This is a genomic window from Bartonella sp. P12B (genome assembly GCF_055796185.1).
The window spans coordinates 145,861-158,844 of sequence record NZ_JBTTDI010000002.1 but is presented as its reverse complement, the minus strand read 5'-3'; the positions used below and the strand labels follow the sequence as shown (position 1 = coordinate 158,844).

Annotated in this window: 12 protein-coding genes and 1 other RNA gene; 3 read left to right on the top strand and 10 right to left on the bottom strand. The window is 36.6% G+C overall.

Going from position 1 to position 12,984, the window contains the following annotated elements; all coding sequences use genetic code 11:
• Window positions 1-20: 20 nt before the first annotated feature.
• The 10 genes from rimI to AC0QT1_RS02235 form a co-directional block, all read right to left on the bottom strand.
• Window positions 21-512, bottom strand: coding sequence for a ribosomal protein S18-alanine N-acetyltransferase (gene rimI / locus AC0QT1_RS02280; RefSeq protein WP_473200105.1), 492 nt, complete (start codon window positions 510-512; stop codon window positions 21-23).
• Window positions 512-1,195, bottom strand: coding sequence for a tRNA (adenosine(37)-N6)-threonylcarbamoyltransferase complex dimerization subunit type 1 TsaB (gene tsaB / locus AC0QT1_RS02275; RefSeq protein WP_473200106.1), 684 nt, complete (start codon window positions 1,193-1,195; stop codon window positions 512-514). Before tsaB ends, rimI begins: the two co-directional genes overlap by 1 nt.
• A gap of 110 nt (window positions 1,196-1,305) precedes the next feature.
• A complete protein-coding gene (locus AC0QT1_RS02270; protein WP_473200107.1) occupies window positions 1,306-2,334 on the bottom strand; it encodes a YeiH family protein in 1,029 nt (342 codons plus the stop codon).
• 57 nt (window positions 2,335-2,391) lie between these two features.
• Window positions 2,392-2,997: a recombination mediator RecR gene (gene recR, locus AC0QT1_RS02265; RefSeq protein WP_473200108.1), complete on the bottom strand. Its 606-nt coding sequence runs from the start codon at window positions 2,995-2,997 to the stop codon at window positions 2,392-2,394.
• A 36-nt stretch (window positions 2,998-3,033) separates the two neighbouring features.
• Complete coding sequence (locus tag AC0QT1_RS02260; RefSeq protein WP_473200109.1) at window positions 3,034-3,357, bottom strand: YbaB/EbfC family nucleoid-associated protein; 324 nt, start codon at window positions 3,355-3,357, stop codon at window positions 3,034-3,036.
• Window positions 3,358-3,371: 14 nt separating this feature from the next.
• On the bottom strand, window positions 3,372-5,294 hold the full coding sequence (locus AC0QT1_RS02255; RefSeq protein WP_473200230.1) for a DNA polymerase III subunit gamma/tau: 1,923 nt from the start codon (window positions 5,292-5,294) through the stop codon (window positions 3,372-3,374).
• A gap of 228 nt (window positions 5,295-5,522) precedes the next feature.
• Window positions 5,523-5,620: signal recognition particle sRNA small type (gene ffs, locus AC0QT1_RS02250), an RNA gene on the bottom strand.
• A gap of 667 nt (window positions 5,621-6,287) precedes the next feature.
• The gene (locus AC0QT1_RS02245; RefSeq protein ID WP_473200110.1) at window positions 6,288-6,695 is read right to left on the bottom strand and encodes a hypothetical protein; all 408 of its coding nucleotides are present in this window, start codon (window positions 6,693-6,695) and stop codon (window positions 6,288-6,290) included.
• Between the two features lie 405 nt (window positions 6,696-7,100).
• Window positions 7,101-7,964, bottom strand: a complete 864-nt coding sequence (locus tag AC0QT1_RS02240) for a prephenate dehydratase (protein WP_473200111.1) — start codon at window positions 7,962-7,964, stop codon at window positions 7,101-7,103.
• Entirely contained in the window at window positions 7,961-8,692 is a 732-nt protein-coding gene (locus AC0QT1_RS02235; RefSeq protein ID WP_473200112.1) for a 3-deoxy-manno-octulosonate cytidylyltransferase, read from the bottom strand. The genes AC0QT1_RS02240 and AC0QT1_RS02235 overlap by 4 nt, the downstream gene beginning before the upstream one ends.
• Window positions 8,693-8,797: 105 nt before the next feature.
• Here AC0QT1_RS02235 and AC0QT1_RS02230 point away from each other — a divergent pair, with 105 nt between their 5' ends.
• The 3 genes from AC0QT1_RS02230 to AC0QT1_RS02220 all read left to right on the top strand — a co-directional run bounded on the left by AC0QT1_RS02230 (window position 8,798) and on the right by AC0QT1_RS02220 (window position 12,359).
• Window positions 8,798-9,385, top strand: coding sequence for a c-type cytochrome (locus AC0QT1_RS02230; RefSeq protein ID WP_473201563.1), 588 nt, complete (start codon window positions 8,798-8,800; stop codon window positions 9,383-9,385).
• A 677-nt stretch (window positions 9,386-10,062) separates the two neighbouring features.
• Complete coding sequence (locus AC0QT1_RS02225) at window positions 10,063-11,124, top strand: ThiF family adenylyltransferase (RefSeq protein WP_473201585.1); 1,062 nt, start codon at window positions 10,063-10,065, stop codon at window positions 11,122-11,124.
• Window positions 11,124-12,359 (top strand): MFS transporter, encoded by a 1,236-nt coding sequence (locus tag AC0QT1_RS02220; RefSeq protein ID WP_473201562.1) that lies wholly within the window; start codon window positions 11,124-11,126, stop codon window positions 12,357-12,359. Before AC0QT1_RS02225 ends, AC0QT1_RS02220 begins: the two co-directional genes overlap by 1 nt.
• The last annotated feature ends 625 nt before the right edge of the window (window positions 12,360-12,984 follow it).

Below are 12,984 nucleotides of genomic sequence, written 5' to 3'. Positions count from 1 at the left end.
AAATGTTTTTAACAGAAATCTCAATCTATTTGCTTAAAAGTTTTTTGCATAAGGATCGCATCTGTCCGCCTGTTGTGTGATTGGTAGTAGGCAGGACGTTTAGCAATTTTTTCAAATTTAAAACGTTGGTAAAGATTCAAAGCAGAAAGATTCGTTTCTTCTACTTCCAAGAAGAGTTTTATGGCTCCTTCGTGGTGAAGATGACAAAATATGCTATCGATAAGCAAGGAGCCAATTCCTTGTCGACGGAAATGTGGATGAACAGCAATTGTGATGATTTCTGCTTCATCAAGAATGAAGCGGTAGAGGCAAAATCCTAAAATTTTCTCTGGTTCATTAATGGGGGTGGCTTTATATCCAAAGATAGAGTGATCTGTTAAAAAATGATCAAAAGCTTGTTTTTCCCAAGCAGGGGTGAAACAATTCTGATAAATCTGATGAAGAGAAGCACTATCATCAACGTGGAGTGGAGCAGCTCTAAAATGCTTGTTTGTCGATGAAAATTTAAACATTATTTTTTTCGTGGTAAAGCAAAACCGGTTTGTTGTTTTGCGTCAGCATTGCGTAAATAGAGTGGGCGAGGTGGATCTTGTGGTTTCTTATTTGCTGCAAGGTGAGCATAGCTTACAACATCAGCTGTTTCGCAGAGGGTTTGATCTCGCACAATATTTTTTTTAAGCTTATTGTTTTCAATATAAAGTTCAAGGGTGCCAGCTGCTGAACCGGTTAATATTGTTGTCTGCGGTAAATCTTTGATAATATTTTCAATTGTTTTTAATCTTGGTTCTCCCAAAGGTGTGAGATCTTCCTTGAAATTTTGATGGTAGAACATCTCTCTTCCTGCTTCAATAACAACAGTGATTGCTGACGTGGTATTTTTATTTCTTATTTGTGCTGCTAATGCTTCGAGTGCACTTACTCCAATAGCTGGTATTTCAAGCGCTAATGCCAAAGCTTTTGCTGTTGCAACACCTACGCGCACACCGGTAAATGATCCAGGACCAATATTGACAGCAATGCGATCAATTTGATTAAGAGTAACGTTAGCTTGATCAGTTATTTGTGCAATATGTCCAATGATTTTTTCGGCATGTCCTTTATTTATGCGCTCGCTGATACGGGCAATAACAGATTTACGACGGGTAAGCGCAACAGCGCAATGGACTGAAGCTGTATCTATAGCAAGAATAAGCATAAAAATATTCTCATTGAATAATATGACACACAAAAGACTGCTGTATTTTTAAATTTCGTTTGTTTTTTACTATATTTTGATTTTGCAATCTTTTTTAAGAAGATGCATATTTAAAATATTATATGGTTCAAATCAATTAATTTTATCATAATAAGGCTACAAGCAGCAAGGATTAGTATGGAGCAGGTTGAAGCTAAGATAACCCGCCATCCTGCTTTTTTTAATGAACGAATATCAACGCCTAATCCCAATGCTGCCATTGAGATAACAGTAAACAACTGAGCAATAATTTTGAGAGGGTTAAGAGCTGTTGTAGAAATAAGACCACTTGAGCGGACAAGCATCATAAGAATAAAACCGATGATAAACCATGGGACGAGTGTATGTAAACGTAAGCGTGTTTTTGCGGAGCGGCGATAAATAATTGATAGAGTAATAATAACAGGGCCTAACATTAAAACCCGTACTAGTTTGACAATTGTTGCAATTTGAACACTTAGAAAAGAGACAGATGCTGTTGCCGCTAAAACTTGTGGCACAGCATAAACGACCATGCCGGCAAGCACGCCATATTGATTAAATGATAAATCGAGAAGTGGCTGTAAAAAGGGTAAAAGTAAAATGATAATAACGCCTAAGAGTGCGGTAAAGGCAATTGACGCGGCTACATCTTCATGCTTTGCATTAATGACAGGTGCAGTTGCAACAATGGCGGAATTACCACAAATGGCATTACCACATGCAACCAGCATTGCTAAATGTGGAGAAAGCCCAAAAAGCCGTCCAATAACAAAACTGATAAGAATAGTGATAAAGAGAATAAATACGATGCCAACAAGCAAACTCCAGCTAGTTGAAAGAACAGCATGGATGCTAATACTTGTACCTAGAAGAACGATAGCGATTTCGAGAAGTGTTTTTGCGCAAAAATTTATACCTTTTTGAAAATATTTTGGAAAAGTAAAACAACTACGAGCAATAGAACCTAGTAATATTGCTAAGACAAGGCTTTCAAGCCACGTTTCTGCAAAAAGCTGTTTTTCTATAATTTCTAAGCCATAGGCTAAAGCGGATATAAGGAGACACGTTAGAACACCAGGTCCAAGATCTTTCAGAAGAGAGGGGCTTTTTGGGGGCATTTTCCTATACAGTAAAAAAGGATAGACAAGGAAGGTAATAGGCAAGTAAGGGTAGTTTCAAAGATTGGTTCTCGCTTGTAATGCAGCAGCTAATGTCCCATCATCAAGATAATCCAATTCACCTCCTACGGGTACTCCATGAGCAAGACGAGTAATTTTAATAGAGAAATTGGAAAGCTGATCGGTAATATAGTGAGCTGTTGTTTGTCCTTCAACAGTAGCATTCACGGCTAAAATAATCTCCGTAATTGAGCTCGTTACAACACGCTGTATTAAAGGCGCAATGTTGAGTTCATCTGGACCAATCCCATCTAAGGGTGAAAGCCGGCCGCCTAAAACATGATAACGGGCTGCTAAAATTTTTGCACGCTCAAGAGCCCATAAATCAGCAATATCCTCAACAACAATAATTGTCGTATCATCGCGTCGGGGATCTGTACAAATTGAACAGGGGTTAGTTGTATCTACATTGCCACAAACAGAACAAAGACCAACTTTGTCTATAGTTGCTTGTATTGCTACTCCTAAAGGTTCCAATAAGGATTCCTTTTTTTTAATAAGATGAAGCGCAGCACGACGCGCTGAACGTGGACCAAGACCTGGTATCCGTGCTAACAGCTGAATGAGACGCTCAATCTCAGGTCCTGCAATGTATTTAGACATATTTTTATCTCACAGGATTAAATAAATCCGGTTATATTAGAGTGGAAGTTTTAAACCTGTTGGAAGTGGTAGCCCTGCTGTCATAGCTTTTGTTTTTTCTTCTATAGCAATTTCAATTTTTGTTTTAGCTTCATGATGTGCTGCTATAATGAGATCTTCAAGAATTTCAACCTCCTCAGGTTTGAGTAATGAAGGATCAATTTGAAGCGCTATTATGCTATTGTTACCATTTATAGTGATATTTACAAGACCACCGCCTGCAGAGCCAATGGCTTGCATATTCGCCATTTCTTCTCGCATTTTTTGCATTTTTTCTTGCACTTCTTTAGCTTTTTTCATCATATTCATCATTTCACGCATAGAAAGAGGTATCCTTATTCATCGTTTATATCATTTTCATTTTTAAAGGTATTAGAGAGTAAATCAAGATCGTTTTCTTGTTTATTCAAACGAATATCGACAATTTTTGCTTCTGGGAAATAGTCAAGTATTTTCGCAATATCAGGATCTGTTTGCGCATTGGAAAAAAGAGTTTTTTGGATAGCCAAACTCTCTTCTTGTAGGGTTGGTCCTCCTCCTTCATTAACAAAAGTTACAGTCCAGTGTTTCTTGGTCCATTGAAAAAGTGTTTTTTCTAGATCACGAGCAAGTGAAAGTGGAGCATTTTCGGAAAGTCTTAAGGTAATATGCCCTGGTTGAAAAGATACAGGATGAACAAATTCTTTAACAAAAATTTTGAAAGAATCATCATTATACTGTTCAGCTAATTTAACCATATCGCGCAAGGAATCGATAACGATGGGTTGCGATTCAGTCATCTCTTTTACTGTTTGTGTGGTGGAATGCGATAAATTTACAATATCTTGAGATGGATCAACAGATGGAGAAGTTTCAAAAGTTTTTGTTATTTCAGGAATATGAATGCTTTCAGGATTTTGAATTTTGGCTGAATCTTTTTGTTGTAAAGAATGGTCTAATTGGTTTTCCAATGATGTTTTTATATCTGATTGATTTTGTGATGTTTTTGAAACGTCTGGAGCAGAAGAGGTATACTCAGTTGTTTCTTTTGTCGTATTATTTACATTTGTGAACTCTTGGTGGGAAGCATTTGGAACAATTGTGAGAGGTGTTTTTTCTTGTGAAATTTTTTTCAAAGCTTCATCAAGGGTTGGCAGATCAGCAGTATGTGCAAGACGAATAAGTAACATTTCGGCGGCTTGAAGCGGATGCGCAGTTTGACTAACTTCCTGTAAGCCTTTGAGCAACATTTGCCAGTTTCGAGATAAAATAGGGATGGAAAGTTTTTGTGAAAAATTGAGGCTTCTTAAACGTTCATTTTCAGTAAGCGAGGAATCTTCTGCTATGTTTGGAGTAAAACGGAGACGTGTTACAAGATGATTAAAATCGGCCAATTCTGTCAATATAGTGAGAGGATCAGCGCCTGCATCATATTGGTTGCGTAATTCATGCAATGCATCGACAACATTGCCTTTCATGATGAATTCAAAAAGATCAATAATACGTGCTTGATCAGCTAATCCTAACATTGTGCGCACAGCAACAGCACTAACATTGCCCTGGCTATGAGCAATTGCTTGATCAAAAATGGACAGTGCATCACGTACAGAGCCTTCTGCAGCGCGAGCAATCATAGAGAGTGCCTGCTCTTCCACCTCTACGTTTTCATATTTTGCAATTTGGCGCAAATGTGAAACTAAGATAGCAGATTCAATACGCCGTAAGTCAAAACGCTGGCAACGTGAAAGGATTGTGATGGGAACTTTGCGAATTTCTGTTGTTGCAAAAATAAATTTTACATGCGCTGGTGGTTCTTCAAGCGTTTTCAATAAGCCATTAAATGCTTGTGTTGAAAGCATATGCACTTCATCAATAATATAAACCTTATAGCGTGCAGAAACCGGACGGTAACGTATTTGTTCAATAATTTCACGAATATCATCAATACCTGTATGCGAAGCTGCATCCATTTCTATAACATCGATATGACGTCCTTCAATGATTTGCGTGCAATGTTCACCAAGTGTATCCAATACGGTTGTTGGTTGGTTAATCTCTTGTGTTTTATAATTGAGGGCACGTGCTAAAATACGTGCTGTTGTGGTTTTACCCACTCCGCGAATTCCTGTTAGCATCCACGCTTGTGCAATGCGACCTGTGTCAAAGGCATTTGTGAGGGTACGCACCATGGCTTCTTGACCAATGAGGTCAGAAAAATTCTGAGGTCGATATTTGCGAGCAAGAACACGATAGGTTGTTTCTACCGGCGTATTTTCCATCAACGATTCCAATTTTGAAACTCTTTATGCGTATATTTTTATAACACAAAAGCACAAGTTGCTACTGTACTCTAATATAAAAGGATTTTTTCTCAATCAAATTATTTTTTGAAGAAATAGAACAATTTTCTTAAAGACAGCTCAAAGTCTTTATTTTTCACACCACCATATCATTTTAAAACAGTGGAGACGTTTTATTGAATGATAAAAATATAATTTATCCGATAAAAAGGAGGCTGGTACGATGACCCGTACCAAAACTCGTTGGGGCTGCTTCTTTCCAGACCTGACCCAGTTGGCGAGTAGTTCGTCCACTACCAACCTCCCAAGCCCATATTGTCGATTTAAAATGAAAAATCAAGCTAAGAAACAAAAAATATGATAAGAACGACAAAGAAGTGTTCTTTTGAGTTCAATCTTGCACTATGAATGACCAATGGATACGAATTCATTCACTTTCATTCCAAGAACTCATCATAGAGTGATGGATCTGAACAAAAGTGTTGATTTTGTGCGATATTGAGGAGACGCTAATTAACTAAGTCTGTTTTAGAATTTTAGGCAAGAATATGTATTTTTTGAAGTTTTTTAAAAATTATGAGAACTTTGCGGTGACAAAAAAGAAAGGCTCAACAGATGAGGGTACTTAATAAGCTGAAATTGGAATATTGGGGGGAAAATATTATTACAAAATAGCACAACGCAATCTATATTATACTGCTTTAAATGACGGATGAATTCTTGATGGAGATAATGTCCTTGTTAAAAAAATCTATACTAATGAAAATATAAAATAATTTAATTGGTTATAAAATTTACTCAATATCTAACGTATTGAGTGTTTCGCAATTTAGTTTGAACAGTTTGATTTTGTTAAATAAATACAAACCCTCATAAAAAAACAGGTATCGATAATTCACGACACCTGATTTTAAAAACTTACTTCAATAATTGCGGAAATCTACATGAACTTAAAGGCTCTTGGAAATCTTATCAATCGTAGTCTCCTGTATCACAATTTTTCCCAACAACCCTTTTCTTAGTAATATTTTTAAAAACATAATTTCCTGATGGAGGGAAGCTTATTTGGAGAGATGTTATACTTTGAAGCCTAAAGATTCGCTGTTTTTTATTATGCTTTATCTTTTTTTCATCGTCAGCAACAATTTTCAATTTGTTTAAATCAGAAGGGGAAGAGTAAGATAAAGTAAAAGATGCTTTCTTGGGCTTAAACACCTTACAAGAGTATTCAACGCCGTGATGCATTTTATCGGATGTACCAATCTCAACACTTTCACCTGGCGCAAAATCCCATTCTTTCTCACCAAAGCCAGCAAAAGCAACACTGGAGCACATAAGGATATTGGCAATCAATAATCCTTGACTGAAGATTTTTTTCATTTTTTTCCTTTTATCCCAGAATATGAATTGTAAATTATTCTAGAATGTGGATTATAAATTAGTTTTCGTAAAGAGAAAAGATAAAATTTAAAACGAAAAGTGGAGCTAAAGTGCATTTTCTAATTTTGTAAATTTTATAAAAATCATTTTTAGCTTTTAAGTCCAAGACAGTTGAAGGCAAATTAATGTGCTCTGGTAGCAATTGAAGTTATTTTTTGACCTTATTTGGAAGGTTTACAGGTTTCACTTTGAAATAAATTGCAATAGAAAATGATATATTTTTTAAAAGAATTCTTTCCTATATGAGGAAAATGGGGTGACGAAAGAAAAGTATGGGTTGTTACTTGTATTGTGTTTCAAGTGTGTCCTTTCTTACGCACAAAAATTATCCAATTTAAGTGTCTTTCATACATAGAGTGCTCGATCGTTTTTAGCCGGATAAATACCGATAATACGAAATTCAGCGGAAAAGAAAGATAGTTCTTCTAAGGCGAGTTGCATCATAGGTTCTTCAGGATGTCCTTCAATATCAACAAAGAATTGTGTTGCATTGAAATTTCCACCAATTTGGTAGCTTTCTAATTTTGTCATATTGATACCGTTTGTAGCAAATCCTCCCAGAGTTTTATAAAGGGCAGCTGGCACATTGCGCACTCGAAAAAGAAGACTGGTAATGATTTTTTCGCCATTTTGGGGTTTTGGTACATGTTTTTGAGAACGCGAAAGGATGACAAAACGAGTAATGTTATGGGGACTATCTTCAACATTTTTTTCAATAATATCAAGACCATAGAGTTCAGCTGCGATCAGAGGAGCTAAGGCTGCTTGTGAACGTTTTGCATCTTTTTTAATAAATTTTGCGGCTCCAGCTGTATCAGCAGAGGTTACAGGGATCCAACCATTGTTGCGTATAATTTTACGGCATTGTGCAAGGGCGTGTGTATGGCTATGGACGGTTTTAATTTCTTCAAGCGTAACACCCGGTAAAACCATGAGTTGAAAATGTATAGGCAAAAAATATTCGCCAATAATATAAAGGGATGACTGCGGTAAGAGGTGATGAATATCTGCAACGCGTCCAGCAAGAGTATTTTCAATAGGAATCATAGCAAGATCAGCTTGCCCGCTTTCTACCAAGTTGAGGGCATCTTCAAAAGTAGTAGAGGGCACAGCATCCATATTGGGAAACATATTGGAGCAAGCAATATGAGAATTTGCACCATATTCTCCTTGGAAAGAGATCTTATTAGTTTTTTTAAGTATTTTCATGCTAGAATCTTACGGACTCGTTCAAGATCACGTTGTGTATCGACGCTTAAGGGAATAGTCTCAATTATTTCTACATCAATACGCATATTATGTTCTAATGCGCGTAATTGTTCAAGCTTTTCACGTTGCTCAAGTGGAGAGGGTTTAAGCCCTACAAATTTTTCAAGTGCTTCGCGTCGATAGGCATAGATTCCAATATGGTGGAAAAGGGAGCCATCTCCGTAAGGCGCTGTTGCACGGGTAAAATAAAGAGAACGAAGGCGATTTTGGGAAAGCGGTGTACCAATAACTTTGACAACATTAGGATCTATCCTCTCATCTTCCTCAATGATTTTGGCACACAAAGTTGCAATATCAGTAAGATTATTTTCTAGAGGGCGTAAAGTACTGGTGATCTCATGAGGTGTTATTGTTGGGAGATCACCTTGTAAATTCAAAATGGTATTGTAGCGTTGTTCAGGATCAATACGCGTTAAGGCTTCATAAATGCGATCAGATCCAGATTTATGATCACAAGAGGTCATGATACATTCATGCCCATAAGTCGTAACAACTTTGGCGATATCATTATGATCTGTTGCAACGAGAGTACGTCCTATTGCAGCTCTTTTTGCTTGTTCAACAACATGAACAATCATTGGTTTTCCAGCAATCTCGGCGAGAGCTTTTTGGGGTAGGCGGGTTGAGCCTATGCGAGCAGGGATAAGAATAATAGGTTCAAGTGCCATTGTAATGTTCCAAATACCGTGTGTCATGCATTTATAATATTGTATCTTATAAGGAAAAAGCTTAAACTACAAAGTAGTAATGAAAAGATGAACATTTAAGTTTTTATGAATCGCTCGACTATCGTCTATTTTGTTTTTGCTTGCCTTTTTGTGCTGATTATGGTGGTAGGGATTTCTACACTCAGCAATATAATCTACGATAATTCTCCATCAGTTCAACATCCTCATCCAGTTGCAAAGAATGAAGCATTTAAAGAGAAACAGCATACATCTGAGAGTTCTTTGTCTCTAACAGATCGTCTTCAACAAGCTAATCTTGAAAATGGGCGTAAAATTTTTCACCAATGTGCTATATGCCATACCTCTGGACGCAATGAATCTGGTCGTGTTGGTCCAGTGCTTTGGGACATAGTCAACCGTCCTTTGGCAGCGGCACCAAGCTTTGCGTATTCACGAGTGTTGCGTGCAAATTCTAATCAAAAATGGGATTTTGTAACTTTAGATCGTTATATACAATCACCACGTAAAGCGTTCCCAGGAACCATTATGTCTTTCCGTGGGATCAAAAATGACCAAGATCGTGCTGATCTTTTGCTTTATTTGCGTAGTTTATCTGATCATCCTGTTCCTTTACCAATGGATAATAAGGAAGAAAAACCAAGTCAGACCAAAGATAAACTATTTGATAAATAAATCATTGTTTTATAATCATATTTTGATTATCAAGAATAAAGACAGATTACCAAAATTCATTTGCTAAAAAGGTAGAGGTTGGTGGATGTATTGAATTTGAGTGCTGTTTAAAATTGTGCGTTAGTGACAAAGTTTCCTTCTGTATTTTCTCTCTATTGTTGGAATGTAACAAAATACACCTATGATTGATTGAATCAAAATAATCCAATTAAAGTTGGAAAGTACAAGCATCAGGCAAAATCTCATTGAGAGTTTCGTTGAAAATAAAATTGCTTTCATCTCCATCAAAGAAAGTGAATAAATCTGTAGGGTACGCCATTTGCGTTTTGTTGAAGTTAGCTAACTAAGTGCCATAGAAAATAAAACCTGATAACATCAAGCTTCGCGTATTGTTGCCTGAGGCAAAAGAGAGTTCTTATGCATGAGGTTTTTTCTATTTTCTAAGGAACTCGATGCGTATTTTGTAAGAACATTCATGCTAGGTCACATAAAACATATTGATAATAATGATGTTTTGATTCAAGCTCATTTTTATCACAGGAGTGATGAATAACGGAAACAATATTTAAGAAGAGGGGGGGTATTATGGATCATATAGGTTTTAATTGATAAGGAAGATTCTTTTCCCTAAAATAATTTTTCAGGGGAAAGTTTATTTAATGAATAAATGGGGGGCAATGGAACGTCAATATATTTTAGGAAAATACATCCGTGTTCTTGTCCGTAAAGAGAATGCAATTTTCGGTGCCGGTTCAAAGCAGTTTGTTATCAATAAGAAAAAAGGCTGGGAAAATTTTGTACTTCTCGCGGCACAATGGATCGAGAAAAAGACGATAGAGGAAGCTTATAATTCGCTATCATCAATCATGTTGAGAGAAGACTTTAACCGCGCGTTTGACTTTCTTTTTTCCAATCATTTCGTTGTGTTAGCAGAGACATCGGATAATATTTTCAATAATCGATATTCGAGAAATCATCTCTATTATCAAAGTTACGGTATGAATCCAGAGTCTATTCAACGTATCTTTTCACAAAAAGTGGTAGTCATTTTAGGGGATGGGGGAGTTAGTAATCATGTATCAGCGATACTTGCATCCTCTGGCGTGGGAAAGTTAATTCTTGTCGACAATGATGTAATCGAGATAACCAGTCTTACCAGACAAATTCTTTTTACTGAACAAGATATTAGTCTTCCTAAGACGACTGTTCTTCAGCGTGAGTTTATACAAAGGAATAGTCAAATAGAGATTAGCGAATTACAAATGTCGATCACTATAAAAGAAGATATTAGCAAATTGCCTAAAGCCGATTTGTGGATCATTTCTGCTGATGAACCTGACCATTTAGTCCCATGGATAAACGAATGGTGTATAAAAAATAAACAAGCTTATATAAATTCCGGCTATGTCAATGATATTGCTGTATTTGGACCTTTTTATATACCTGGAAAAACCGGTTGCTATGTATGCGGTTCATCGATAGGAAATCTTCCCGAAAAAAGCGATGGTTTAATCTATGAGGTTTGCGCTGCTATTAATAATAATTTTAAAGTTGCGACGTTTCCTCCTGTGAATGCTCTTTCAGCGGCTATGTGTGCTAATGATGCTCTTAAATTTTTGGGTGGTTATGGTGAGCTCCTGTCCATTGATCGCCGTATAGGGATATGGAGCAGCAAACTTTTCACAGAAGAGCGTTGCTTAGAAAAGAATCCTCATTGCAAAGTTTGTGGGACAAGTTGATGAACAGACCTCGAATACTTGCTGTAACCTATGGATCTTACCATGCAATACGAATGCTCATTGGTGTTTATCACGCCATTTTTCTAATGTCTATGGGGGTTACTCTATCCCAATTGGCTTTGCTGCAAATTGCCTTTTCAATAACTGTTTTGCTTCTTGATTTTCCTTGTGCTGTTTTAGCTGACAAATATCGACATAAATACTCAGTCACGGTTGGAGTTTTTCTGACAGGAGTGTTTTATTTTCTTTGTCTTCAAGCTCCCAATATGACAGCGCTTATGATTGCACAAATTCTCTATGCAGCGGGAATTTGCCTCATTACCAGTGCCATTGACGGCTGGATTTACCATTCTTTAGGCAGTAAAAAAGACCGCTTTTCTCATTATGCACATCTCGCTCACCAGATAAACTCTCTTGGTAGCATTGTCAGCGGTATCATAGGAATTGCAACGATATATTATTTTGGGCAATATTTCATAGGATATATTATCTCAAGCCTGATGATGGGAATAATTTTCTTTATATTCCTTATCATTCCTGAAGAAAAAATATTCATGAGTGAAGGAACAAAAACCAAAACTATCCTACAAAATGCTAAGGAAACACTCTGGATATTTCAAAACACTGTGGGAGGAGCATGGTTTATTTTGCTGATGTGCCTGTTCAGCGCGGGCATTCAGGTTATTTATCACTTTTGGCAACCGATAATACTCTCAGGTGGCAAAATTGACCACCTTAATAATTCACAGATGCTGGTACTCATGTTCTGCCATGCTGGCGCTTTCTCAGCTCAGTATTTTTCTAATTCTCTGATGTCTAAATATCACGTACTCGATAAAAAATATAAAAACTCTATAAAGTGTTTTTCATTCTTTTCTACCCTGATGTGTATGGCTCTTTATTTTTTTGTCCATAGCAGTCAAATTGCTGCATCAATTATCGCATTTTCATTGATTCATGGATTTATTTGCACTGTACCGATAGGTGCAAAGAGTTTGTTTTTTTCAGAGCTTAACCAAAAACAAACTCAACATATTTCCGGCATTGTCGGTGCTGCATCTTTTAGCGGAAGAATATTCTCAATAGCGGCATTAAGTACCATTTCTTTTCTCCCTGCAACAATTCCACCGTCTTATTACCTTGTCTTACCGACTTTAACTTTTTTTATGTGTGGCGTGGTAATCATCAAGTGGATGTCGTTGCCTACTAAATCTGTTTTGAAAAAAACTATATGAAAATACAGTTAAAAAAGCGATTGTTTCCGAAGTTTTATAGATCAGAAAAACGATTAGGATGCATTATACTCATGAAAGAGGGTAATCTATCACAAGAATTTTTTCTATTTTGTAAATTATTGATGAAGTGCATTGAAATCGTACAGAATTTTGTCCTGCTAAAACTAGTTTATTTCATTGAATATAGTTTTTGAGATTTTTTGAAAAACTGCAATTTTGCTTTTACTCAAGAGTGTAGAGAAAAGAACTTGCTCAGAATTAATGAGGATAATGAAAAAGGGGTATTGGTCTATTGAAGTTTTGCACGAAATTGATGGCTTTTCCCCCGCTCTGTTATCCATATGTGTTTTCACGTAAAAAGAGGCAGTGAATTACTCTTGCTCATGCAATACTTCTCAAACCACACTTTATCACGCTTGATGAACCAACGTCTTCTCTTGATGTGAGCATGTCGGGACTGATTATTAGTCTTTTTCGTCAACCACAATAAATAACTCTTGTATTATCTGTTGATGATCCATGATTTAAAAGTTGTCAAAGTGCTTGCACATGAAATGAGTATTATGTGCAATGGAAAAATGATTGAACATGGCTTTGCCGATCGTATTTTTCTTTTTCTCAAAAT

Coding starts and splice junctions, on each gene's coding strand:
- rimI (WP_473200105.1), bottom strand. CDS start 512: ATGTTTAAATTTTCATCGACAAACAAGCATTTTAGAGCTGCTCCACTC.
- tsaB (WP_473200106.1), bottom strand. CDS start 1,195: ATGCTTATTCTTGCTATAGATACAGCTTCAGTCCATTGCGCTGTTGCG.
- AC0QT1_RS02270 (WP_473200107.1), bottom strand. CDS start 2,334: ATGCCCCCAAAAAGCCCCTCTCTTCTGAAAGATCTTGGACCTGGTGTT.
- recR (WP_473200108.1), bottom strand. CDS start 2,997: ATGTCTAAATACATTGCAGGACCTGAGATTGAGCGTCTCATTCAGCTG.
- AC0QT1_RS02260 (WP_473200109.1), bottom strand. CDS start 3,357: ATGCGTGAAATGATGAATATGATGAAAAAAGCTAAAGAAGTGCAAGAA.
- AC0QT1_RS02255 (WP_473200230.1), bottom strand. CDS start 5,294: ATGGAAAATACGCCGGTAGAAACAACCTATCGTGTTCTTGCTCGCAAA.
- AC0QT1_RS02245 (WP_473200110.1), bottom strand. CDS start 6,695: ATGAAAAAAATCTTCAGTCAAGGATTATTGATTGCCAATATCCTTATG.
- AC0QT1_RS02240 (WP_473200111.1), bottom strand. CDS start 7,964: ATGAAAATACTTAAAAAAACTAATAAGATCTCTTTCCAAGGAGAATAT.
- AC0QT1_RS02235 (WP_473200112.1), bottom strand. CDS start 8,692: ATGGCACTTGAACCTATTATTCTTATCCCTGCTCGCATAGGCTCAACC.
- AC0QT1_RS02230 (WP_473201563.1), top strand. CDS start 8,798: ATGAATCGCTCGACTATCGTCTATTTTGTTTTTGCTTGCCTTTTTGTG.
- AC0QT1_RS02225 (WP_473201585.1), top strand. CDS start 10,063: ATGGAACGTCAATATATTTTAGGAAAATACATCCGTGTTCTTGTCCGT.
- AC0QT1_RS02220 (WP_473201562.1), top strand. CDS start 11,124: ATGAACAGACCTCGAATACTTGCTGTAACCTATGGATCTTACCATGCA.